The organism is Allobosea sp. 10L417, assembly GCF_056395485.1.
Map to the genome: position 1 here is coordinate 266,778 of NZ_JBFTJP010000005.1, position 23,872 is coordinate 290,649.

Consider the following 23,872-nt stretch of genomic DNA (forward strand, 5'->3'; position numbering starts at 1 on the left):
CGGCCCCCCGGTCCGCCCGCCCGCCGCCGGTTCGATCAGACGATGAAGCTGCCGGCTGTCAGGTTGTGACTGCCCTTCAGGTTGATCTGGAACTCGGCATCCGTCGCCGCATCGACATTGCCCTTGACGATGGTGTAGTCGCCATCCGCACGGGTCTCGTAGGTGACCGTAAGCTGGGCCGAGGCGGTGAAGCTTCCGCCGTTGGCCAGAGTGAAGCTCTGGTTGCCGGCCTGGCTCGCATCCGCGTCGATCGCGCCGAGATCGAGCCGGTCTCCGGGCTGGAAGTCGAGGATGGTGTCGCCATCCGCGCCCTGCGTGCTGAGGAAGCGGAAGGTGTCGTTGCCCGAGCCGCCTTCCATCACATTCACCGCATCGCTCGCCGTGATCGTGTCGTTGCCCGAGCCGGTCGCCACATTCTCGATGCTCCACAGCGTGTCGGTGCCGGTCTGGCTGCTGACCGCGCTGCCGCGACCAAGCGCTCCGTTCCCAACATCGACGGTCAGATTCGCCGTGATCGTCGAGAAATCGAGCGTATCCGAACCGCTGCCGCCGTCGATCTCGTCACCGAAATAGGTGTCGTCGTCGTCGCCGGCCGTGCCGATCATGAGGTCGTCCCCACTCCCCCCGACCACGGTGTCCTTGCCGGCGCCGGCATCGATCAGGTCGTTGCCCGCCCCGCCGAAGATCCGGTCGTTGCCGGCCTCGCCATAGAGCATGTCGGCCCCGCCACCGCCGAAGACCTGATCGTCGCCCGCTCCGGCGAAGACCACGTCGCGGCCGTCGCCAGCATCGACGAAATCAGCCCCTTCGCCGGCCGAGATCGCATCGGCGCCGGCCTCGCCGGTGAGCGTGTCGTCGCCGCCGAGGCCGATGATGTTGTCGGCACCCGCCGTGCCGATCAGGACATCGGCCGCCGCTGTTCCGCTGCGCAACGTACCGCCGCTCGCTGGGTTCGGATTGGGCGCCGGCGTCCCCGGGCCGTCATCATCATCGTCGCAGCCGCAGGACGGATCGTCATCGTCGTCATCGTCATCGCCGCCGGAGCCGACCGGTTCCTCGTCGTCGTCGCCGGGATAGGTCGGCGCGTCGTCATCATCGTCGTCATCGTCCGGGTGATTGCCGGAGCCGAACTGGGGCAAACCCTCGTCGCCCGCCGTAAAGCAGATGCTGTGCGTCGCGCTCGTCATCGTCGTGACGCCGTTCTCGTCCGTCGTGAATTCATAGTCCTCCGGCACGGCGCCGCCGGGGAGCTCGATCACGTCCTGCGGCCGCAAAGTCCCGACAATCGTGTCGTTGCCGCCATTCGACCGGAACACGATGCGGTGTGCCGAGGCCAGCGACGAGATGTCGACGGTGTCGTTGCCGCCGTCGCCGTTGATGGTGATCGTGTTGAAGTTGAGGCTGGTGGGCGAGAAGTCGCCGACCGCCTGGACGGTATCCGCACCGAGGCCCGTATTGATGGTGATCTCCTCGATATTATCGAGCTCCGCGATCACCGTGCCGTTGCGCGTGATCACGATCTCCGTCTCGGGGCGCAGCGTCGCGACGATGGCGGCAGGCGCCGCAGCGCGGGCATAGACTACGAAGGTCTCGGCCAGGATGCTGCCATTGACCACGAAACGATCGAGCGTCCCGGCGCCGCCATCGACGAAATCGCGGCCGTCATTGGTGAGGACGCCCGCCGACCAATTGATCGTGTCGTTGCCTGCTCCGGCCAGGATGACGTCGTTGCCGCCGCCGCCGACGAAAGTGCTGTTGCCGCCGTCCCCGATCAGGATGTTCGCCGCAGCCGTGCCGTCGATCGTGCCGGTGGTGTCGCGGGTGATCGTGACCTGGGCGGTATCGGTCGCGGTACCGTCGCTGGCAGTATAGGTGAAGGTGCCGCCCGCCTGGGCGTTGTCCGTCACCGTGACGGAGCCAGGATTCGCCGTCAGGCTGATCGCAGCCAGGCTCGCATTGTTGATCTGGGTCGCCGTGATGTCGAGCGCAGCGCTGTCGGCATCGGTGTCGTTCGCAAGCAGCGCCCATTCGGGGATAGCGAAAGGCACCGTGGCGAAGTTGGTGATGACCGTGTCGTTCGAAGCCACGGGGGCGTCGTTGACAGGCACCACATGGATCGTGCTGACCGCGACATTGCTGCTGAGCAGCGTGTCCGTGACACTCACATGGACGACGCGGTCGACAGCGCCCGGGTCCTGCGAGCTGTTGCTGAAGGTGACCATCTGAATGGCCGCCTGGTAGTTCGCGACCGAAGCGGCGCCCGTCATCCGGATCGTGACGACACCGGGAACGGAGGTGTCGATCGTGCGCGTGATGCCGCCCGGCAAGGTCGCAGGCGCGGAGAGAGAATCGCCGGCCTGCGCATTGGTGAGCGTGACTGTGGCCGCGTTGATCGTGCCGCTGTCCTCCGTGATCCCAGGCAAGGACGCGATTGCCACGCCGGCGCCACCTTCGGTGAAGGTCGCCTGGTGATTGACAGTCGGGGCGACCGCCGGGCGCTGCAGGTCGATCGACAGGTTGTCGATCGACACCAGCTCGTTGGCGGCGCTGATGTTCGAGGCCACGAAGCGCAACGCGGCCGTCGCGGTGAACGGCCCCGCCAGCTCAAATGAGTGCTGCGTCGCGCCGCCATCGCCTGTGATGGTGGCGAGTTCGACGAAGTTGACGCCGTCAGCGGCGAAGAAGACCGCGACCTGCTCGCCCGCATCGAGATTGTCGGGATTTGCCTGGAAGCTCAGCCTGGCGAAGGAAGCCGCACTCAGGTCGACCGCACGCTCCAGCGTGGCGCCGTTTCCCGCATCGAACTGCAGGGTTCCGCCGTTGATGCGGATCTGCCCGTTCGCACTCGTCGCGCTGCCGTCATCGCCGGTCTCGACCCAGTCCGGTCCCCAGTTCAGGCTGCCATTCGAGTTGCCGTAGTTGGCGGTGCCGAAATTATCCGCGTAGTTGCCGCCGGGATCGTAGGCGTTGAGGCTCAGCTGCGGCGCCGACAGGCTGACGGTCCGATCGGCAAATCGCAGTTGCTCGATGTTCCAGAGTTTGTCCGTTCCGTCGGAGGTGAGGCCGACCGTCACTGTGTCGTGGCTGACGAGCAGAGAGCCGTCGCTGTCGCGGGTAATGGTGTAGTTGGCGAAGTTGTCGCTGAAGACCGCCGTGTCGACGTCGCCCGCGCCATTCGTCGCGCGAATTTCGCGGACGATGTTGAGCTGGACCGGGTTGATCGCGCCGGACAGCATCAGCGTGTGGAGGGGCTCGCCGGCCCAGCCCTGGTAGCCGAGCGCCAGCCCGGCCTCGGTCAGCACGATCGGCTTGGCGAGGCCGTCGGTCGTGGCGATCTCGACGCCGTTGGTGTCGCGGATCGCGATGCGCACGTTGAGCCAGGCGTCGCCGTCGATCACGTCGTTGCCGCCGCGGCCTTCGATGGTGTCGCTGCCGCCGCCGCCGAGCAGGATATTGCCGTCGTCGAAGGCGACGATCTGCTCGCGCTGCTCCGCAGTCGAGCCGGCCGGCGCGGCGGCCACCCAGTTGCCGAGCACGTCCCTCAACCCCGCGATGCGGTCGACGCCCGCCTGGGTGAGCTGGTGGCCGGTCATCGTATTCTCGGCGCCGGCAAGTCCGCCGCCCCCCTCGCCGCCCAGCGCGGGATCGGCGCGGTTGTCGCCCTTCAGCGTGTCGTTTTTGTCCCAGCCCGAAAGCGCTTCGACTGCGTCAAAGCGGTCGCGCAGGATGTCCTGCTGGTCGGTTGTGAAAATCGGGACGAGGAGATCCGATTCCGCGTTCTGATTGTTGCCCTTGTGGATCGCCCAATCGAAGCCGAGCATGCCCTCGTTGCGCATGACGCTTTCGCCCTGGACCATGATGTCGTCGCCGGATTCGGCGTCGAAATCATGCTCGTCGGTCCCGGCGAACATCACGTCGTGGCCGATGATCGTCGAGTTGAAGAACAGTTCGGAATTGTCGCCGGCTGTGGTGTCGAAGCCGCCGCCGCCTTCGATCCAGTCGTCGCCCTCGTTGCCGAGCAGGAAGTCGCCGCCCTCGCCGCCGAGAATGAAGTCGTCTCCCAGGCCGCCGAAAGCCTCCTTGCCGTCGGGGCCGGCGATGAGGACATCCTTGCCCTCGTTGCCGAAGAGCAGGGCAAGGCCGCTGCCGCCATGGATGACGTCGTTGCCGGCTTCGCCGTGCAGCATGTCGACTTCGCCGATATCGGTGCCGCTGTTGGTGATGATGTCGTCACCGTCGCCGCCATGGATCTTGTCGACGCCGTAGCCGGCCTCGATGCGGTCGTTGCCCCCTCGTCCCCAGACGCTGTCGTCGCCGCCCCCGGCGATGATGACGTCGTTGCCGTTCGTGCCCTGGATGAGGACGTGGTCGTTGCTGTTGACGCGCAGATGGGGAGCGATCTGGCCGGCCCCCTGGCTCCCGGCCGCGACGATGACGTTGCCGGCCTGATCACGCACGAAGGTGCCGTCGGGGTTGCGCTCGTACTCGATCAGGTTTCCGGCGGCGTCCCGGCGCTCGACGAAGCTCGACAGCGCCTCGAGGAAGGGATCGTCGTTCTCCGGTTCCGCGATGCCGAATTTCGCCTGCTCCCTGGCGTCCAGATAGATGACATGGTCCGGCACCGAGAAGATGTCGCCCGGCACCGCGTAGCCCTGCGCACCGAGATCGGTATTGGCGAGAACCATCTTGGCGAAGGAGTTGTTCTCCAGCTCGTTCAGGAAATTGAGCCCCTGGACGCGCGACAGGTAATAGAACCGGTCACCATTCTGCAGGTTCTCCAGCTGCAGCTCGAAGATGAAGGAGAAGGTCGAGCCGAGCATGCCTCCGAACGCCATCTTCTTCTCGGCGAGGCCCCCGACCCAGAGATCGACATCGTTCAGGCCGCCGAGGCTGCCGCCGGCATAGACTCCCTTTGCATTGAGGAAATCGAGCCGGTCGGCGGGAGCCCCGGTGCCGCCGAAGACCAGCTTCATCGCGGCATCGCGCTTGGCGTCCGTCGTGGTGGCGGCGACGATCGTGGAATGCGTGCCATAGGCCGCAATGAAGTTCACGATCGAGGCCGGATTCTTCAGGTTGAGCGCGAAGTCGGTCCAGCTCGTGTAGGGGTCCAGCTGGGTGTCGCCGTTGGCGACCTCTTTGAATTGTGCGCGCGCCTCGTTCAGCGATGGAATTCCGGCCTCCCGGCCGCGGGCGATGTTCAGCGCCGCCAGATCGAGCGGAATGCCGACGAGTTGGTTGCGCAGCACATGGGTGACGAATTCGTCGATCTCGTTGCCGACCTGGCTGGTCATGCCGCGCACGATCGCGCCTGCGGCAGCCGCATGATCCACCGTCGCAGAACCGAAGGCGAGCGGGTTCAGGAAGGCATCGAACAGCGCGAGACTGCCGTCCGAACCGTCGGCGTTGGTGACGGCGATCTCCTCGCGCAGCATCGAGTGGCCGAAGCGGTAAACGACATGCGCGAACTCGGCGAAGATCGCGGGATTGATATCCGTCGACGGGTTGAAGACGAAGGCGTCCACATCCGGCTGGATCTTGCGGGCGAACTCCTCGAAGACGAGGTGCTGGTACTGCATCTCCGTCGAGAAGCGGGCAGCCTGGAACAGCCGTTCGCCGTCCCACTGCAGCGCGGCGATCGCTTGCGGATTCGTCGGCAGCGCGGCGACGTCGGTGAGCAGCCATTCGTTCAGGAAGACAAGGTCCGCGGCGGCCAGCGCCTTCTCCTTGATCTGCTGGACCGTACGGTTGTGCTCGGAGTGGAAGATGTGGTGCACCGCCGACAGGCCGATATTCTCGTTTCCGCGCCCGTCGCCGGTGATGTAGTGCGCGTCGAGCAGTTCGTTGTCATAGGTGACGGCGACGCCGAACTCGTTCACCGGGATCTCGTTGCCCGCAGCGTCATCGGTGTCCGCCGTCTTCAGGATCATCGGGGTCGCCGGATTGCGGTCATGGTCCACCAGACCCGGCACGGCGGCGTGCGCGATGTCGTCGAGGAAGGCGTGCCCGGTGCGGACCGCGCCTGCCGTGGAGATCGGAGCGGACGGGTTACCTTCGACGACCGTGTCGGCATCTGCGCCGCTGCCGCCGAACTTGTTGTCGGCCCCTAGGCTCGTGACCATCTGCGGGAAGCCGTTCGGGCCCCGAACGAACTGACCGTAATCGTCCATCACGAAGAGCGGCACATTGAGCACATCGCTATCGGCCAGCTCGATGCCGAGAACGGCCCTGGCCTGCGCCTTGACGTCGGCCCAGGTCGCCAGGCCGCCGTGCTCGCCCTGCGGCTGGCCACGCGTGCCTTCCAGCAGCTTGCCGGTCGCGACCGGAACCAGCCCCGGGAAATCCGGGTCCGAGACCATCGCGTATTCGCGTAGGAAGAGCTGGTGCGAGCCGGAGGAGGTGTAGGTCTGGTTCTGATCCACCCAGGGGGTCGTCAGATTGGTCGCGTTCGTCGGCGCCCTCGTGAGCACCATGAAATTGGTTTCCGGGTGCGCCGGGTCATAGAGCGGGTCATCCGGCTGCAGCGGGATGTAGATCGTGCCGTTGCCGCCCTTCTGGACCAGATCGAGGCCGTGATCGAAGAACTGGCCAAACAGCGTGAACCAGGAATTGTAGGGCGCCGACAGCCCCTCGTCGGGTGCGACATTCGGGATGATGACGGTGTTGCCCTCCATCTCGACGCCATGCGTCTGGAGCAGCGTATCGAGCTGCGTCTCGGCCAGCTCGACATGCTGGGCGGCCGCGAGATTGGCCTGCGCCGTGGCGAGCGCGGCCGTCGCTGCGAGCACGGCGGCATTTGCCTGAACCACGACGGATTGTGCGCCGGCCACGGCTGATGCTGCGGCATTCGCCTCGGCCTCGGCCTGATCCTCGGCGAGTTGGGCGGCCTGCCAGGCAGCCAATGCCGCCTGCTCCGCAGCCTGGCCCGCGGGCGAGTTGTCGCCATCCGCCATCAGAGCGCTGAAAGTCGCCTCCGCTTGCGCGGTGGACTGCTGTGCGGCGGCGAGTTCATCCTGCTCGACAGCGCTCGCGGCCGCAGCGGCCTGAAGAGCTGCGGCGGCATCGGCGGCATCGGCCTGGGCGTCGGTGAGCGCACCGCCAGCGGTGGTGACCTCGGCCTGGAGCGCGGCGATGGTGGCCGCCTGGCCGGGCCCAGCCGCGATCGCCGCATCGAGCGCGGCCTTGGCCTGGACGATGGCCGGGAGTGCAGCGTTGAGTGCGCCGCCGGACAGGCCGGCATAGACGAGAGCCGCATAGATGGCGGCCGGATTGTCCAGCGTCTGGTCGACGATCAGGTTGGAGATGATGCGCGGATCCGCATCGGCAACCGAACCGGTCGGACCGTAGTTCCCGCCGACGGTCCCGCCGGGGCCGAAGCTGATGCTGTCATCGCCTTCGGCGCGATAGGACGGCGTCGTGATCCGCGGGAAGCTGTTGTCGGCCGCCCCCCACTCCTCGCGTCCCGCGACGAGGTTGTTGTAGCTGCCATCCACCGTCCTGAGGCCGTAGGGCGCGAGCGGATGGCTGATCGCCAGCACGGCGCCGGCCGTTCCTTCCGGAACGATATCGCCCTGATCATTGACGTAGATCTGGTCGAGCGGCGTTCCGCTCGAATGCGCCTCGGCGATCTTGATCTGCCGCAGGATGAACTCGAGATCGTGCCTGACGATATTGACCATAGCCGGGATCTCCCAAATCGGCGCGCGAAAGCCCAACTGCGGAAACCACCTTCCGCAGCGTTAACCTAAAGACAAATTTCGCGATCTAATGTAGATTTTGCCGATCGACGCCGTCTTGCCTCGCGTCTTCGTACAAAACAGACCGCAGACATCCCCGATTTAATACTTTGTTAAGCAACAGAGTGCCTGACGGATGCTCAACCCGGTAGATGGAAAGGTCGAGAAAGATTTAGGGCCCGAAGTCGGGGGCGATACATCGACCTTGGATGGCGCCGAGTACCGACGAAAGTCCGTATCCGCTCTCGACAGGCTGCGGCGGCGATGGACCGCGCAAAGCCTGGAGCGTCGCTTCACCATCGCCGCCTCGCTCGTCGTCGGGCTGTCGATGATTACCCTTGGCTATTGGGTCGAGCGCCGCATTCGCAATGGCTGGGAGCAGGGCATGGCCGAGATCGGGGCCCATTACCTCGAAGCCCTTCTCGCCCCCCATGTCCTCGAACTCGAGCATGCCGACGCGCTGACGGAAGAGAGCAAGCAGAGAATCCAGGCGTTGATCGCCGATAGCCGGCTCGGCCAGCGCGTGACCATGATCAAGATCTGGAGCCGATCCGGTCAGCTCGTCTACAGCACCGGCCAGGCGAAGGAGGCGGCGCGACTTCAACCTTCGCGGCTCGCCACGCTCCTGGAAGGCCGGGTTCTGGTGTCCATCCAGAACGACAGCCACGGCGATGGTCGGGACGATCCGGGTCTGCTCGAAAGCTACGCGCCGATCTACAAGCCCGGCACCCGGACAATCGTTGCCATCGGCGAATTCTATGAGGTGAGCCACTCGCTCGACCGCGAAGTCGTGCAGTTGCGCTACGCGACCTGGTTCCTGATTCTCAACGTCGCGATCATCATCGGTTTCCTGCTCTACCTCACGATCAGGCGCGCCAGCCGGACCATCAGCTCGCAGCAATCGCTCCTGGCAGCCAATCTGGCGCGTGCCTCCGCACTGGCCAGACGGAACAACATGCTCCGCCGTGCTGCGGACCGGGCCCGGCTCGACTCGGCCGTCTCGAACGAGGTCTATCTCGCCCGCATCGGCGCCGACCTCCATGACGGGCCGATCCAGATGCTCAGCCTGCTGATGCTCCGGCTCCCCGACAAGCCTCCGGAGCTGCGGGCACAGCTGGAGCGCCTCATCCAGCAGACGCTGGCCGAGCTGCGCAATCTTTCCGCGGGGCTGGTCCTGCCCGAAATCCGCGACCTCTCGCCGTCTGACACGATCGAGGCCGCGATCAAGCGACATGAGCAGCAGACCGGTACGGCCGTCGGCCGAAACCTCGTCGATCTCCCCGAGCAGATGCCGGAGGCGATCCGCTTCTGCGCCTTCCGCGTCGTTCAGGAGGCTTTGATGAACGGATACAAGCACGCACAGGGACGCGGCCAGCATGTCGCGACGCGCTTTGCTGCCGAAACGCTGGAGATCGTGATTTCCGACGACGGCCCCGGAAACGAGGCCCAGCAGCCCGAGCCCACCCTGCAGCGGCCGCGGCTCGGCCTGCGGGGGCTGGAAACCCGGGTGAAAGCCCTGCGCGGCAGCCTGACCATCACGCCGCAACCGCAGGGCGGACTGCAGCTCAGGGCGCTGCTGCCGGTGCGCCGACGCTCACCGACGACGGGGCTTTAGCGGGCAGAGACGAGCAAGCTCGGTCCAAGCAAGCTCGGTCGAAGCCGCCTCAGCGCCCCGCCGAGGAGAAATCGCCCGGCTTCATCTTCTGGGCGGCGATGACGACCTCGAGCCGGTTGCGCGCCCTGAGCTTGGTCATCAGATTGGTCATGTAGCTCTTGACCGTCTTCTCGCTCAGCTCGAGGCTCCGGGCGATCTCGCGGTTCTGCTTGCCGCATAGCAGCAGGCGAACGATCTGCTCCTCGCGCACGCTCAGTTTCGTGCTGATCACCGCTTGCTTCTCGGCGGCCTTGCTGTTCAGGGCGCTGATCACCTTCGCCGCGAAGGCGGGAGTGATGTAGACTTCGCCGCGCAGTGCAGCCTCCACCGCGTCGAGCAGCTCGCTCGCGCTGCTGCCCTTCAGCACATAGCCGGCGGCTCCGGCACCAAGAGCCCTGACTGCATGATCGGTGTCGGTCGAGGCCGTAAAGACGACGACGCGACAAGCAGGCGCGATGTCACGCAGCGCGGCCAACGCACCGAAGACATCGCCGGGCATGTTGAGATCGACGATCAGCACGTCGCAGATCCGCCGGTCGACGATATCAATAATGTCGGCCGCGCTCGCGCCGATCTCTGCCACGACAAAATCGTCGCGGCGCGACAGAACGGTCGCGATCCCTTCCGCCAGCAGCGGATGGTCGTCGACGATCGCTATCGATATCCGGGGACGGGGCTTATCCTGCATGTCCCAATACTCTGCCAGTTTAGAAACTCAGTAAACAAGCGAATTAACATACGGTTAAATCAGCAAGACGATGCTTCCACTACGTCAGCTATATGGCGCACAAGGCGCATCGGGAGCCGGCACCTATCCAGTCTCCGGCGTTTTTTTTCGATCGGTCGGTGCTTTGGTCGGCCGGGGGCGTTGGTCTGCACTCTCAGGCGCCGCATTTTTAGCGGGGCTCAAGCGCATTCTGTCCGCCTCGGCCCAAAGCCGGAAGACAGCGCGTCGGCAGAGAACGCGCGCAGCGTCAGAAACGTCTTCGCGGTCCCCTTCTCAGGGCCAAATCGGCAGAAGAGCTCCCTGAGCAGGTAGCCTGGAACGTCGTGCGGATCATCCCTTTCAAAGCAAGGGCTTATCGACCGGATCGTAGCTCAGCCAGAGGGTGGCTTCGCCCGATCATCCGAGCCCGCATCACGAACCTCTTCCACGAGGCGAAGGAAGCGCTCCGCGAGAGGCGCCGTCTTGTTCAAGGTCTTCGCCAGGGCTATTCCGGTATTCGCATCGCGCGCGCGCAACTCGCGATGGTCGATCCCCGGCAACCCTTTGGAAGCGTAAACCCGCGGCAGGATCGCGATGCCCAGGCCCGCGCCGACGAAGCCGAGCAACGCGCCGCCATCGCTGCTCTGCTGCACCACCCGGGGCACGAAACCCGCACGTCTGCAGAGTGCCAGCGTGTGCTCGAACAGGCCGCTGCCGACCTGCCGCTTGAACGCGACGAAGTCCTCATCCGCGAGGGCGTCGAGCTCGACCGGGCCGTCGCGGCGGGAAAGAGGATGATCTGCCGAGAAGAAGACCTCGAGCCGGTCGCGCCATAACTCGATCATCTGGATGCTCCGGAGCGGCGAGCTTGGCACGAGCGGGCGCAGAAAGCCGAGATCGAGCTGATCATTCGCCAGCATCTGCAGCTGGGTCCCGGTCGGCAGGTGAGACATGTCGAGCGCAACATTGGGATAGCGCTGGCGGAACGCTCTCAGAATGCGCGGGAACATCTCATGCATCGGAACCGACGCCAGAAAGCCGATGCGAAGCCGGCCGGCTTCTCCGCGGCCCGCGGATTTCGCCAAGGCGAGCGTGTCGTTGAAGCGATCGAGAAGGTCCCGGAACGGCTCGAGCAGAAACTTCCCGGAGGTCGTCAATTCCACACCATGCGTGGTGCGGTGAAACAGCGTCGTCCCGAACTCCTTCTCAAGGTCGCGGATCTGGCTGCTCAGCGGGGGCTGACTGATGTTCAGCCGCTCCGCTGCACGCCGAAAGCTTGCTTCCTCCGCCACTGCCAGAAAATAGCGCACATGCCGGATTTCCATGGGGATCAGCCTCGATGATGTCGGCCCAGTGATACGTTGAAGCTTTCACGAGGCCCCTTAAAATATATTGGACGATATCGCTCCCGGCACGCAACTTGGCGGCAACGAACTCGCGGCGCCACTGACCGCCGAGTCTTACGGGAGGTTTCCGGGCGCATGGCTGATCTTCCAGCCTCCATCGAGATTCACGAGGAAGGCCCGCGCGAGGGCTTCCAGATCGAGCCGGGGCCGATCGCGACAGCCGATAAGGTGCGGCTGATCGAGGCGCTGGCCGAGACCGGCCTCAAGCGCATTCAGGTCTGCTCCTTCGTCAATCCACGGGTCGTTCCGGGCTGGGCCGACGCCGACGACGTCGTCGCGCAGATGAAGCCCAAAGACGGCGTCAGCTATACGGCGCTGTGGTTCAACGAGAAGGGCCTCGACCGCGCCCTCGCCGCTGCCGACAAGCTCACGCTCTACGGTTCGATCTCGCTGACGGCTTCGGAAGCGTTCACGCGCAGAAATCTCAATCGCAGCCATGCCGAGCAGGTCGAGGCGAGCCGCCGGCAGACGGCTCTCCACATCGCGCGCGGCGTACCCGTCAAGCGGGTCGGCGTGATGGCCGCCTTCGGCTGCAACTATCAGGGAGACGTGCCGCGCGAGCAGGTGATCGCGACGCTGCAGGACGGCTTCGGCGTCGCCGCCGAAGCCGGTGTCGAGATCGAGCGGATATCGCTGTCGGATACGATGGGCTGGGCGACGCCGCCGCGCGTCGAGGCGCTTGTCGGCGAGGTCCGCGCGAAATGGCCCGACAAGCGCATCACGCTGCATCTCCACGACACCCGGGGTCTCGCGGTCGCGAACGCCTATGCGGGCCTGAAAATGGGCGTCGACTTTTTCGACTCCACGGTCGGCGGGCTCGGTGGCTGCCCCTTCGCCGGCCAGAAGGGCGCGGCCGGCAACATCAGCACCGAGGAACTCGTCCTTCTCTGTCACGAAATCGGCGTCGAAACGGGCGTCGACCTGGATGCCCTGATCGAGGTGGGGCGGATGGCCGAAGCCATCGTCGGCCACACCCTCCCCAGCGAACTGATCCATGCCGGTTCGCTCGACGCCCTGCGAGGTTCCGCCTGATGTCCGCCAAGCCGTTGCGAGGGCTCAAGGTCCTCGAATTCAGCCATATGATCATGGGGCCGACGGCGGGTCTCCTGTTTGCCGACCTCGGAGCGGACGTCGTCAAGATCGAGCCCGCGCCGGAAGGCGACCACACCCGCAGCCTGCCGGGATTTGGCGCGGGGTTCTTTCCGGGCTTCAACCGCAACAAGCGCAGTCTCGCGATCGACCTGAAGAATCCGGAGGGACGCCGGGCCGTCCACCGTCTCGTCGCCGGTGCCGATATCGTCATCGAAAACTACGGCCCCGGAACGATGGAGCGGCTGGGCTGCGGCTATGAAGAGCTGAGCGCGGTCAATCCACGTCTGCTTTATCTCGCCTTGAAGGGCTTTCTCGGCGGTCCCTACGAGAGGCGGCCGGCACTCGACGAGGTCATCCAGTTCCAGACCGGCCTCGCCTATATGACCGGCCCGCCCGGAAGGCCGCTTCGGGCGGGATCGTCGATCACCGACATTCTTGGAGGGATCTTCGGGGTCACCGCCGTCCTCGCCGCGCTCTCGGAGCGCAATCGCACCGGCAAGGGCCAGAAGGTCGGCAGCGCCCTGTTCGAAACCGGCGCCTTCCTGATGCTGACGCATATGGCGGGTTTCGCCGCGACGGGCAACGACCCTCGCCCGATGCCGATCCGGCATGGAGCCTGGGCCATCTACAACGTGTTCGACGTCGCCCGCGGCGAGCAGGTCTTCATCGGCGTGACCAGCAACATGCAATGGAGCCGCTTCATCGAGATGTTCGGCCTGCAGGAACTCGCTGGCGATCCGCGTCTGGCGAGCAACGCGTTGCGCAACGCCGAACGGAGCTGGTTGCTGCCGCGCATCCAGGAAGCGCTGCTGCCGCTTGCGCGCGACACCGTGCAGGAGCGCTGCGTGGCCGCCTCGATTCCCTTCGCCCCGGTCGGCAAGCCCACCGATCTCTTCGATGACGCGCATCTGCTCGCAAGCGGAGGCTTGCTTGACGTCGCCGTCACCACACTCAGCGGGGATGCCAGGACCTTCGGCCTCCCTGCCCTGCCGGTCGGCTTCGATGGCGCACGCCCCGGCATCGAGCGCCAGCCGCCGACGCTCGGCGAGCACACCGTCGAGATCCTGACGGAGATCGGGCACACGGCCCAGGAAATCGCCCTCATGGACAAGGCGGGCGTGATCGCGGGCCCTGACCTCAACCGGCTTTTGTCTTCGGCCGATCTCATCGGCGCAGTTTTGGAGAGCAAGACGTGACGGCACCTGCAAGCGGATTGGTGGTCAGCGCCCACCCCGGCGATTTCGTCTGGCGCGCCGGTGGCGCAATCGCCCTGCACGCCCGCCGCGGCGTGCGAATGAAGATCGTCTGCCTCTCCTTCGGCGAGCGGGGCGAGAGCCAGGGCGCATGGAAGCAGCCCGGCATGACGCTCGAAGCCTGCAAGAGCGCGCGACAGGCGGAAGCCGAGGCTGCCGCGGCCGTACTCGGCGCCGAGATCGAGTTCTTCGACGCCGGCGATTACCCGCTGCATCTGACCTCCGCGATGCTCGACCGGATGATCGATATCTATCGCGAGCTCATGCCCTCCTTCGTGCTCACGCATGCCGATGCCGACCCGTACAATGTCGACCATCCGGAGGCCGCCCGCTTTGCCCGCGAGGCGCGCATCGTGGCGCAGGCGGCCGGTCACAAGCCCGGTCCGCAGGTCAGCTACAATGCGCCCCAGCTCTGCGCCTTCGAACCGCATCAGCCCGAGCAATGCGGCTTCCGGCCCGACCGGATTCTCAACATCACCGAGGTCTGGGAGGTGAAGCGCAGGGCTTTCGAGGCCTTGCCGGCGCAGCGGCATCTCTGGGACTATTATGAGCGCGTGGCCCTCAACCGCGGCATGCAGGGCGGGCGCAACTCCGGGCGGCCGATGACCTATGGCGAGGCCTTCAGCTCCGCCTATCCAGAGGCCGTGGAGGCCTTCGCATGAGCGAGCTCGGGATCGTCGTCACGGATATCGAGCGCGCCGCCGGAGCGATCATCGACGAGCTCGGCAAATGCGGCGTCGCGACGTCGCATGAGGCAGCCGGCCGCGCGCCGGGCTTGATGGACCCCTATCTGGGGCCGATCTTTCCGGGAGCCGCGATTGCCGGCTCGGCCGTGACGGTTCTGGCCCAGCCCGGCGACAACTGGATGCTGCATGTCGCCGTCGAGCAATGCCAGCCCGGGGACATCCTCGTGGTCGCCTGCACCGCCGCGAATAGCGATGGCATGTTCGGCGATCTGCTTGCGAGCTCGCTTCAGGCGCGGGGCGTGAGAGGGCTCGTCATCGATGGCGGCGTCCGGGACGTCAGCTCGCTGACGGAGATGGGCTTCCCGGTGTGGTCCCGCGCCATCTCGGCCCGCGGCACGGTCAAGGCGACGCTGGGGTCGGTGAATGTGCCGGTGGTCTGCGCCGGAGCTCATGTGCAGCCCGGAGACGTCGTCGTGGCGGATGACGACGGGGTTCTGGTGCTGCCGCGTCAGCGTGCCGAAGCGGTGCTGGCGGCGGCGCGCAAACGGATCGCCGGCGAAAGCCAGCGCCGCGCGCGCCTCGCGGCCGGCGAACTGGGTCTCGACATCTACGAGATGAGGCCGGCGCTGGCGCGGGCGGGTTTGAAATACGTTTCCGCGAAGGAGCGATGAGCTCTCGATCCTACTAAACATCTCCAAAGATAAAAAAATGGGAGGATGACCGATGATGGACAGGCGTGGTTTCTTGCGGATGGGTGCGGCCGGACTGGCCATGTCCGCGACAAGGGCTTCGGCGCAGAACATACCTGCGAATTATCCGCCCGATTACGCGAGGCTTATCGAGGCCTCGCGTGCCGAACCGGATCTCATCGCGTACTCGAACATGTCGCCGGGCCAATGGCGCCCGACGCTTGAGGCCTTCAAGGCGGCGTATCCCTGGATCTCCGTCCAGACATTGGACATCAACGCCAACGAAGCCATGGAGCGCTACTTCGCGGAATCCGCGACCGGCAGCCGCACGGCGGATCTCATCGTCACCGTGGCGCCCGACGCCTGGATCGACATGATCGATCGCAACCAGATCCTGGCTTACGCCTCGCCGGAAGCCGGTGCCTATCCGGTCTGGAGTCGTCCGAGCCCCGGACTCTACACAGCCGCTCTCGATCCGCTCGTCTTCCTCTGGAACAAGGCGCTTCTGCCGGAAAAGCTCTGGCCGACCAGTTTCGCCGATCTCGTCGAGAAGGTGAAAGCCAATCCTGGCATATTTCGCCGCAAGCTCACGAGCTACAGCGCCAACCTGACATCCTACGGCTACAACGCCCACTACTTTTTCGCCAGGCACCATGGCGACAAGGTCTGGGACTGGTACCGCACTCTCGGCCCGGAGACGCGGTTCGAGCGCTCGGCCGGTCCGATGGTCGAGAAGGTGACCACCGGCGAATATGTCCTGGCTTATTTCTGCGGATCTTCGGCCGCCCGCATGGCAGTCCGCGATCCCGCGCGCGCGCGCATCGTCGGCATGAGCTATATCAGCGACGGCACGCCGACGGTCTTCCGGGGCCTCGGCATTCCCATCAAGTCGGCGCGCCCGAATTCGGCGAAGCTGCTTCTCGACTTCATGCTCTCGGAGACCGGGCAAAAGGCGCTGGCGGCAGGCTCGCGCACGCCGGTCAGGCCATCCGTCACGTCCGAGAGCGTCGGCGGCGCCGAGACTTTCTCGCAGATCGAACGGGAAATCGGCACGGAAAATGCGATCCTGGTCAATTACGACCGCGGCCTGGTGAACGACCACGAAGCCTTCGTGCGGAAATGGCGCGAAGCCAACCGCGCCTGACCGACGGTACGAAACGAATGGAACCGTCATGAGCCAGCTGGACATCCCCGCATTCGACGCGCGCGCGATGCAGCGCCGGACCGGGCTCGCCTCGGGGCTGGCGAACCACCCCGCGCGCAGCGTCATCCTGCAATACGTCATCGCCGTCATGGCGCTGGTCCTGGTCGCAGGGCCGATCCTGCCGCTGTTGTACCAATCCGTGCTGGACCGGCCGCTCTATGACGAGCAGGCGCAGCTCAGCATCAGGAACTACTCCGATCTGTTCGGCTCGGAAGGCTTCGGCACGATCATCTACAACACGCTGGTCTTCGCCTTCATCTCGACGATCGTGTCGCAGTTCTTGGGCGTAGTCAGCGCCGTCCTGATCGGCCGCACGAATGTGCCGGGGCGGCGCCTTTTCGGGAGCATGCTGCTTTGGCCCTTGTTCATCTCCCATCTGATCCTGTCGTTCGGGTGGTTTCTGATGTACGGCCCGGCCGGGTACATCACCTTGTGGGTGCAGGGGATCGTCGGCGAGCAGCCCTGGAATCTGTATTCGCTGGGCGGCATGGCGCTCGTCGCCGGCATCTCGCAATCACCCCTGGCGGCACTCTATTGCCTGGGCTCGACCAAGCTCGCCGATCCCGCCCTCGAAGACGCGGCACGCAGCTGCGGCGCGGGTGCGGTGCGCACGCTTGTCTCGATCACCTTGCCGCTGCTCACGCCGGCGATCCTCTATGGCAGCGTGCTCAGCTTCACCAGCTCCCTGGAGATGCTGTCGATCCCCCTCATCTTCGGCGAGCCGGGCGGCATCACGCTTCTGACGACCTATCTCTATTCGCAGGGGGTGGCGGCCCCGCGCCCGAACTACGGCCTGGTTGCGACGGCGGCGACGCTTCTGCTGGTCATCGTGTCCATCCTGGTCTTCCTTCAAGGACGGATGCTGCGCAATGCGCGGCGATACGTCACCGTCGGCGGCAAGGCCTCGCGCAAGCGGCTCTTCGATCTCGGCGCGGTGCGCTGGATCGCCTTCGGCTTCCTCTTCACCTATACGACGCTGTTCATCGTGCTTCCGCTCGGCGTGCTGGTGCTGCGTGCCTTTACGCGCTTCCTCAGCCCGCTCGTGCCGATGGCGGACGTCCTGACGCTCGACAATTTCGCCGCTGTCTTCTCGTCAGAAGCCAATCTCCGCGCGATCGGCAACACCCTCGTCATCGCGATCGTCGGCAGCGCCGTGGCGATTGCCTTCATCGCCGCATTGACCCTCGTCGTTCACCGCTCCGACTTCCGCTTCCGGCGCGCGCTTGAATATGTCGCGCTGTTCCCGCGCGCGATCCCCGGCCTGATCGCCGGCATCGGCTTCTTCTATGCGATGGTCTTCATTCCGCCGCTCGGCTGGCTGCGCAACAGCATCGTCGTCCTGATGGTGGCCTACACGATGCGCTATATTCCTACGGCCTTCGCGAGCCTCTCGCCCGCCCTCCTTCAGATCGGCCCGGATCTCGATCGGGCCGCCCGCGTCGTCGGCGCGGACTGGCTGACGACGGTCCGCGCCATCGTCCTGCGCCTCATCAAGCCGGCGATGTTCTCGGGCTTCGCGATCCTCTTCATCCACTTCCTCAAGGAATACTCCATCGCCATCTTCCTGATCGCGCCCGGCAGCGAGGTCATCGGAACGACGCTCCTCCAATACTGGGTCCTCGGCGAGATGGGCACATTGTCGGCTCTGGCAACGGTCCAGATCCTGCTGACGGTGCTGTTCATCTTCGCTGCGCGGACGCTCTTCAAGGTCAAGCTTTATGACTGAGCTCATCATCCAGGGACTGACCAAGCGCTTCGGCGCCGTGACGGCCCTCAGCGACTTCGACCTTCACATTGCCGATGGCGAATTCGTGACCCTTCTCGGCCCGTCGGGCTGCGGCAAGTCGACGACCCTTGCGGCGGTTGCGGGGCTCGACCAGCCGACGAACGGTTCGATCCGCACCGGCGAGACCGTGCTGTTCGATGGACAAAACGGCTTTTCTCTGCCGGCGGAACAGCGCAATTTCGGGCTCGTCTTCCAGTCCTATGCGTTGTGGCCCCATATGAGCGTGCGCGACAACGTCGCCTTTCCGCTCAAGCTCAGGAAGGTCAAGGGCGCCGAGAAGGACCGGCGGGTGACCGAGGCGCTCGGACTCGTGGAAATGGAAAGCTATGCCGATCGCTATCCGCATGAGCTTTCCGGCGGACAGCAGCAGCGCGTCGCGCTCGCCCGCACGCTGGTCTACAAGCCGGACGTCCTGCTCCTCGACGAGCCGCTCTCCAATCTCGACGCCAAGCTGCGCGAGCGCGCTCGCGTCTGGCTCGGCCAGCTCAAGGATCAGGTTCGGCTGACCACGATCTATGTCACCCATGACCAGAGCGAGGCGCTGGCGCTCAGCGACCGCATCGTGGTCATGAACAAGGGCCGCATCGTCCAGATCGGCACCCCGCATGAGATCTACGCCAGCCCCGCCGACCCCTTCGTGGCCGACTTCATCGGCACCAGCAGCTTCTTCCCGGGCCGGGTCGTCGGAAACGACACCGCCGACGGCAACGTCGTCAGCATCGGCGAAGACCAGTTCCTGCGCCTGAAAAGCCACCGGACCCTGCCGCTGGAAAGTCCAGTTCGCATTTCGGTGCGCCCTGACAGGATGCGGTTGCTGCAATCGAAGGAACAGCGTCCGGGAGAAGATGGCGCCGTCCTGTCGGCCCGCGTGCTGTCATGCAGCTATCTGGGCGCTCGTTTCCAATATGAACTCGACGTCGCTGGATCGATCGCGAAGGTGGAAGCGCAGGCCGACGTCGCGTCCTCGCAGGTCTATCTCTGGGTCCCCTCGGAAGGAGCCGTGCTGTTCGCGGCCTAGGATCGAGCGCGACACCTGCCTCGTGCATGGGCGCAATTCGCACTGGCAGGCCGGCGTTCAGACAGGAGTCCAAACGATCATGATCTCACAATCGCCACGGTGGCGGCCCGTGCTGCAGGCGCTGTTGGACGACACGCCGCGCACAAAGGCAGTCAAGAGCGGCGCGCTCCGCTCCGACATGTTCGACATCTCCTATGTCCAGGCCCAACCGATCCAGGATGGCTTCAAGCAATTCCTGAACGATCCGGGCTTCGCCTTCGGCGAACTTGCCCTGGTGACCTTCCTGCAGGCGTATGAGGCCGGCCGGCCTCTCAGCCTCCTGCCGATCACGCTCAACCACCGCGTTCAGCACCCTGCCCTGGTCCATGATCCGCGCCGAGGCAAGCTGTCGCCGGGGCAACTCGCCGGCAAACGCATCGGCGTCAGAGCCTATGCGCAGACGAGCCCGGCCTGGGTCCGCGGCCTGCTTGACGAACTCTGGGACCTTCCGGCCGACGCCGTCGAATGGGTCACGGTCGAAGAGCCCCACCTGCCCTCGGCCAATCCTCCGGCGACGGTACGGCGCGCTCCCGCCACATCCGGGCTGCGGGACATGCTGCTCGCCGGAGAGCTTGATGCGGCGCTCCTCGTGCCCTCCGAGCGCGCCGGTCTCTCGGCCGTCATCGACAATGGCCTGCCTCGCGATCCCGCGGCCTGGCACCAGTGCTTCGGCCACTACCAGATCAACCATGTCGCCGTCGTATCCGACCGGCTCGTCGCGGATGAGCCGGGCGCGGTCCAGGAGATCGTGCGCCTCCTGAATCAGAGCGCGGATGCTGCGCCGGCCGACCCGAATACGCCAAATATCAATGGCGCGGAAGCGATGCGCTCATCCATCGAGAAAATGATGGAATACTGCGTTCGGCAAGGAATTATATCAAAATCACATGCGGTAGACGCTCTCTACAAGAGCGCTCTCAAGCTGATTTGAAATAAAGCCGGCGACGATGAACTGAGTGCCCCGGCCCTTTATCGTTGTTTGACATCGTCCAGCTTTCTTACCCCCGACGTGCCGCAGTTCCGCGCGCTTGATGGGAGCCTCATGCGCACGGAACGGTGTGCTGCCCTGGCCGGGACCGGCGCAGGAGCCGATGCCGCGGCCGACCGCCGGGTTAATTGCCGGTTCGGGCTAGATCTTATGGGCGTCCAGGGTCGAGGGATGGAACACCTCCTCAAGCGCTACCCGTCGCGACGAGAGCCCCTGCCTGTGGTGATGGTCGAGGAACGCCTCGATGGTAGGGCGGTTCGACGCGACGCCATAAGGCCAGAAATCCGGCCCCATCAGATCCCGCGCAGCCTTGAGCTGTTCCTCGACGAATGGCAGGGTGACTTTCGTCGCCGACGTGTCCGTCAGCTTCAGGATCGCGGCATTCTTGGAGCTCTCGAAGGCCTTGAGGCAGGCCGCCGGCAACCAGGGCTGGGCCTCGACCAGTTCGCGACGGACGCCGATGACGTGCATGATCGGGAAGATGCGCGTGTGCCTGAAATAGCTGATCGCCGCGGCCGTCGGATCGGCGAACAGGCGCATGACCAAGGGGTTCCCCTGATCATATGACGACGGAGCGCGAGGGCCGATGAACGCGTCGATCTCGCCGCTGAGGAGGAGACTGTTGAGCGATCGTCCTTCGGGAGCGTTCTCGATACGGATCTGCGAGGGGAGATCGAGTCTGATCTTCTCCGGCCGCCCCGGCTCTTCGATGCCACCTCGCACCCAGACGACATCGGACGGTTTCACGCCGAAATCGTCCTCGAGGAACGCGCGGGCCCAGACGCAGGCAGTGAGCTGATACTCGGGGATGCCGATGCGGCGGCCGATCAGGTCGCGCGGTTCCCGGATGCCTCGGTCGGACCGGACGTAAATCGACGTGTGGCGAAAGGCGCGCGACACGAAGGCGGGCACGCCCACATACCGGCTGGTTCCCTGAGCCAGCTTGACCACGTGGCTGCTGAAGGAAAGCTCGCAGATGTCGAACTCCGTATGACGGAAAGCGCGGAAGAAGATCTCCTCCGGGTCGAGCGTCATGAAGACCGGGTCCACCCCGTCAATCTTGACCTCGCCATCGATCAGGGGGCGGTTGCGATCATAGCCTCCGATCGCGACGGACAATCGTAGTTTACTCAAGACATGTCTCCCGGGAACGTCTTTGTGTCATTTGGCATGGTCGCGCCAACGGCGCGCTATCCATGCAGCTCGGCGACACCGTAAGCTTCGTCGATGAGCTTTACGGCCCGATAGCAGTCGTAGACATCCACCTCGGGTCGATCGCCGGATTTCCAACGGCGGAGTGCTTCGGCAATGACCTCGTAGCTCGGATTTGTCGTCGGAGTACTTGGGGCGGTCTCTTCATCGTCCGACGTGACGAGGCGCAGCGCGCCGTCTTTCGACATGAGCAGCGCATCCCGGCCCGAAACCTTCCATTCGCCATCCGCACCGTCCAGAAACTTGTCGCGGCTCGGCCCCTTGTACGGGCCGCCTTCCGCGGTGCGACGCGGATAGGCGTTGCCGACCTCCAATGTCCCGAGCACACCGCTTTTCGAGCGAATCAGCACAGACGCGTAATCGTCGACCGAGGTTCCCAAGGCACGCCGGCTGATCTGGGCACCGGTGATCTCGGCGTCCTCCCCGGTCAGATGCAAGAAGGCATCGAAGCCATGGGCGCCCAGATTGCGCAGCGCGCCGCCGTTCGACTGGGACGGGTCGAGCATCCAGGCCGAATTCCACGCGACATAGCGAGCCGATGAGAAGCGATTCATGCGCATGTAGATATGCGACAGCGGCCCGAACCTGCCCTCGTCGATCATCCCCCTTGCCTTGCGCACGAAGGCGGAATTGCGCTGCGGCATCGGCACGGCGGCAAAGCCGCCCTTCGCTCGTGTCTTCTCCGCCAGCGCAAGCACCTCCCGGGCATCGAAACCCATCGGCTTTTCCATGAGGAAAGGAAGCCCCTCGTCGAGAAGGTGATGCCCGACCTCCGCCATCGCGCTGTGGCGCCCGAGCGCAATCACGAAATCAGGCTTCACCGCGCGCAGCATCTCGCGATAGTCGGTGAAAACCGCCACTCCCCCGCCCAGTTGCGCCGCTGTCCATGCGGCGACGTTCGGGTCGGGATCCTGCAAGCCGGCGAGTTGGACGTCCGGCATTTGGTGAATCTGCCGCAGATAGGCGGCATCATAAAGCGCATGCCAATGACTGACTTCAATGGCGGCGACACGGATTGTCATTGCTTTGCCCCCCTCAGTGCTTCCGGGCGAGATTGATTGTAGCGCGCAAGCTGTCGGCATTCCCGCGCATGACAAGGATGCCCTGCTGTGTGCCGGCCCCTCGCAGGCCGATGATCTGACATCGCGCCTGGGATTCGGCCTGCGCCCGCGAACGGTCGGCCTCCATTCGCTTCGCGGTCGGGCACCGATCGCGACTCTGTGACATTGGCGTGACCCCCAGCTCTTCTTTCGGCTCGAAGAACCGCTTGACAAATTAGTTGGTACGCCAATTATTGGTGATAGTCCATACTGAGGCAAGCCCGGCGACACAAAAAGCCGGATCGGAGGAAGAGCGATGAGCGAGCGACGTGGTTTGGCCGAGCGGCCCGATAGCGCGGACAGCAAGTCCGGTCTCCTGGAGGCGATGGAGGCTGTGAACGTTCAACCGCTTTGGGACCGCTATATGCGTCTCAACACGCGGGAGCCGCAGTACTACGAACCCATCATCTGGCCGTGGGCATCGATGTCGGAGCTGATCGAGAGGTCGGCGCGCGAGATCAGCATGCAGGAGGCTGAACGCCGGGTGCTGCTCCTCACCCACCCCGCCTTCCCGGGAACCGTATTCTCGACGCCGACGCTATCGGGCGGCCTTCAGATTCTCGAGGCGGGAGAAGCGGCGCATGCCCATCGCCATACCCTCGCCGCGCTGCGGCTTGCCATGATGGGAGACGGCGCGGTCACGGTCGTCGACGGCAAGCCCTGCCCGATGGAGCCGGGCGACCTCATTCTCACGCCTGCCTGGAGCTGGCACGAGCACCATCACTCGGGAAAGACCCGGGCCGTCTGGTTCGATGGACTCGACTACCCGCTCGCGCGCCAGCTCGGCACCGTCTTCTTCGAGGTGGGGCCTGGCCCGATCCCCGATCGCGGCCTTGCACAGATGGACGATGCAAGTCTGTGCGAAGGCGGCGTGCTGCCCGAGGGCGACGTCACCGTCCCCTACTCGCCACTTTACCGTTACTCGTGGAGCCGTGTGTCGGGAGCCCTGAAGGCGATGCCGCCCGCGGCGGACGGGTCACGTCGCTTGCGTTATATCAACCCGGTCGATGGCGGTCCGATCATGCCGACTCTCGATTGCTTCGCCCTCGGCCTGACGCCGGGTAGTGCGACGGTGCCGATGCGCACGACCGCGACGGCCATGGTCGTCGTCATCGAAGGTGAGGGCGTCAGCCAGATCGGCGATACCCGCTTCGAGTGGAAGCAGCATGACGTCTTCACGCTGCCGCGCTGGCAGTGGATCGAGCACAACGCCACCTCCGGCCCTGCGACACTCTTCCTGATGACGGATCGCGCGCTGACCGACCGTATTGGCCACCTGCGAGAAGAAACGCGTCGGTGAGCGCTG

At 65.0% G+C, this 23,872-nt stretch carries 15 protein-coding genes; 10 read left to right on the plus strand and 5 right to left on the minus strand.

Going from position 1 to position 23,872, the window contains the following annotated elements; genetic code table 11:
* Positions 1-35 precede the first annotated feature (35 nt).
* Entirely contained in the window at positions 36-7,676 is a 7,641-nt protein-coding gene (locus tag AC1DE3_RS15380) for a peroxidase family protein (RefSeq protein WP_476852526.1), read from the minus strand.
* A gap of 262 nt (positions 7,677-7,938) precedes the next feature.
* Here AC1DE3_RS15380 and AC1DE3_RS15385 point away from each other — a divergent pair, with 262 nt between their 5' ends.
* Positions 7,939-9,348 carry a sensor histidine kinase gene (locus tag AC1DE3_RS15385; protein ID WP_476778471.1) on the plus strand — a complete coding sequence of 470 codons (1,410 nt, stop codon included), beginning with the start codon at positions 7,939-7,941 and terminating at the stop codon, positions 9,346-9,348.
* 49 nt (positions 9,349-9,397) lie between these two features.
* On the opposite strand, the gene AC1DE3_RS15390 is transcribed toward AC1DE3_RS15385, so the two are convergent.
* The gene (locus AC1DE3_RS15390) at positions 9,398-10,075 is read right to left on the minus strand and encodes a response regulator (RefSeq protein WP_476778472.1); all 678 of its coding nucleotides are present in this window, start codon (positions 10,073-10,075) and stop codon (positions 9,398-9,400) included.
* 410 nt (positions 10,076-10,485) lie between these two features.
* Positions 10,486-11,418 (minus strand): LysR substrate-binding domain-containing protein, encoded by a 933-nt coding sequence (locus AC1DE3_RS15395; protein WP_476778473.1) that lies wholly within the window; start codon positions 11,416-11,418, stop codon positions 10,486-10,488.
* Positions 11,419-11,574: 156 nt separating this feature from the next.
* Here AC1DE3_RS15395 and AC1DE3_RS15400 point away from each other — a divergent pair, with 156 nt between their 5' ends.
* The 8 genes from AC1DE3_RS15400 (at position 11,575) to AC1DE3_RS15435 (ending at position 20,197) form a co-directional block, all read left to right on the plus strand.
* Positions 11,575-12,531, plus strand: a complete 957-nt coding sequence (locus AC1DE3_RS15400) for a hydroxymethylglutaryl-CoA lyase (RefSeq protein WP_476778474.1) — start codon at positions 11,575-11,577, stop codon at positions 12,529-12,531.
* Positions 12,531-13,787 carry a CaiB/BaiF CoA transferase family protein gene (locus AC1DE3_RS15405; RefSeq protein WP_476778475.1) on the plus strand — a complete coding sequence of 419 codons (1,257 nt, stop codon included), beginning with the start codon at positions 12,531-12,533 and terminating at the stop codon, positions 13,785-13,787. Before AC1DE3_RS15400 ends, AC1DE3_RS15405 begins: the two co-directional genes overlap by 1 nt.
* On the plus strand, positions 13,784-14,506 hold the full coding sequence (locus AC1DE3_RS15410) for a PIG-L deacetylase family protein (protein ID WP_476852527.1): 723 nt from the start codon (positions 13,784-13,786) through the stop codon (positions 14,504-14,506). The genes AC1DE3_RS15405 and AC1DE3_RS15410 overlap by 4 nt, the downstream gene beginning before the upstream one ends.
* Positions 14,503-15,201, plus strand: coding sequence for a 4-carboxy-4-hydroxy-2-oxoadipate aldolase/oxaloacetate decarboxylase (locus AC1DE3_RS15415; protein ID WP_476778477.1), 699 nt, complete (start codon positions 14,503-14,505; stop codon positions 15,199-15,201). The genes AC1DE3_RS15410 and AC1DE3_RS15415 overlap by 4 nt, the downstream gene beginning before the upstream one ends.
* Before the next feature lie 100 nt (positions 15,202-15,301).
* Positions 15,302-16,363: an ABC transporter substrate-binding protein gene (locus AC1DE3_RS15420; protein WP_476852528.1), complete on the plus strand. Its 1,062-nt coding sequence runs from the start codon at positions 15,302-15,304 to the stop codon at positions 16,361-16,363.
* A gap of 28 nt (positions 16,364-16,391) precedes the next feature.
* On the plus strand, positions 16,392-18,149 hold the full coding sequence (locus AC1DE3_RS15425; protein WP_476778479.1) for an ABC transporter permease: 1,758 nt from the start codon (positions 16,392-16,394) through the stop codon (positions 18,147-18,149).
* Complete coding sequence (locus tag AC1DE3_RS15430; protein ID WP_476778480.1) at positions 18,142-19,227, plus strand: ABC transporter ATP-binding protein; 1,086 nt, start codon at positions 18,142-18,144, stop codon at positions 19,225-19,227. The genes AC1DE3_RS15425 and AC1DE3_RS15430 overlap by 8 nt, the downstream gene beginning before the upstream one ends.
* Positions 19,228-19,306: 79 nt before the next feature.
* Positions 19,307-20,197: a type 2 periplasmic-binding domain-containing protein gene (locus tag AC1DE3_RS15435; RefSeq protein ID WP_476778481.1), complete on the plus strand. Its 891-nt coding sequence runs from the start codon at positions 19,307-19,309 to the stop codon at positions 20,195-20,197.
* Positions 20,198-20,395: 198 nt separating this feature from the next.
* Here AC1DE3_RS15435 and AC1DE3_RS15440 read toward each other — a convergent pair whose 3' ends face one another.
* Together AC1DE3_RS15440 and AC1DE3_RS15445 are read right to left on the minus strand one after the other, a co-directional pair.
* Positions 20,396-21,388: a substrate-binding domain-containing protein gene (locus AC1DE3_RS15440; RefSeq protein ID WP_476778482.1), complete on the minus strand. Its 993-nt coding sequence runs from the start codon at positions 21,386-21,388 to the stop codon at positions 20,396-20,398.
* Positions 21,389-21,444: 56 nt separating this feature from the next.
* A complete protein-coding gene (locus tag AC1DE3_RS15445; protein WP_476778483.1) occupies positions 21,445-22,488 on the minus strand; it encodes a Gfo/Idh/MocA family protein in 1,044 nt (347 codons plus the stop codon).
* Positions 22,489-22,822: 334 nt separating this feature from the next.
* Between AC1DE3_RS15445 and AC1DE3_RS15450 the strand changes: the two genes are divergently transcribed.
* The gene (locus AC1DE3_RS15450; protein ID WP_476778484.1) at positions 22,823-23,866 is read left to right on the plus strand and encodes a cupin domain-containing protein; all 1,044 of its coding nucleotides are present in this window, start codon (positions 22,823-22,825) and stop codon (positions 23,864-23,866) included.
* Positions 23,867-23,872: the final 6 nt, after the last annotated feature.

Coding starts and splice junctions, on each gene's coding strand:
- AC1DE3_RS15415 (WP_476778477.1), top strand. CDS start 14,503: ATGAGCGAGCTCGGGATCGTCGTCACGGATATCGAGCGCGCCGCCGGA.
- AC1DE3_RS15430 (WP_476778480.1), top strand. CDS start 18,142: ATGACTGAGCTCATCATCCAGGGACTGACCAAGCGCTTCGGCGCCGTG.
- AC1DE3_RS15400 (WP_476778474.1), top strand. CDS start 11,575: ATGGCTGATCTTCCAGCCTCCATCGAGATTCACGAGGAAGGCCCGCGC.
- AC1DE3_RS15435 (WP_476778481.1), top strand. CDS start 19,307: ATGATCTCACAATCGCCACGGTGGCGGCCCGTGCTGCAGGCGCTGTTG.
- AC1DE3_RS15380 (WP_476852526.1), bottom strand. CDS start 7,676: ATGGTCAATATCGTCAGGCACGATCTCGAGTTCATCCTGCGGCAGATC.
- AC1DE3_RS15425 (WP_476778479.1), top strand. CDS start 16,392: ATGAGCCAGCTGGACATCCCCGCATTCGACGCGCGCGCGATGCAGCGC.
- AC1DE3_RS15395 (WP_476778473.1), bottom strand. CDS start 11,418: ATGGAAATCCGGCATGTGCGCTATTTTCTGGCAGTGGCGGAGGAAGCA.
- AC1DE3_RS15390 (WP_476778472.1), bottom strand. CDS start 10,075: ATGCAGGATAAGCCCCGTCCCCGGATATCGATAGCGATCGTCGACGAC.
- AC1DE3_RS15420 (WP_476852528.1), top strand. CDS start 15,302: ATGTCCGCGACAAGGGCTTCGGCGCAGAACATACCTGCGAATTATCCG.
- AC1DE3_RS15445 (WP_476778483.1), bottom strand. CDS start 22,488: ATGACAATCCGTGTCGCCGCCATTGAAGTCAGTCATTGGCATGCGCTT.
- AC1DE3_RS15450 (WP_476778484.1), top strand. CDS start 22,823: ATGAGCGAGCGACGTGGTTTGGCCGAGCGGCCCGATAGCGCGGACAGC.
- AC1DE3_RS15405 (WP_476778475.1), top strand. CDS start 12,531: ATGTCCGCCAAGCCGTTGCGAGGGCTCAAGGTCCTCGAATTCAGCCAT.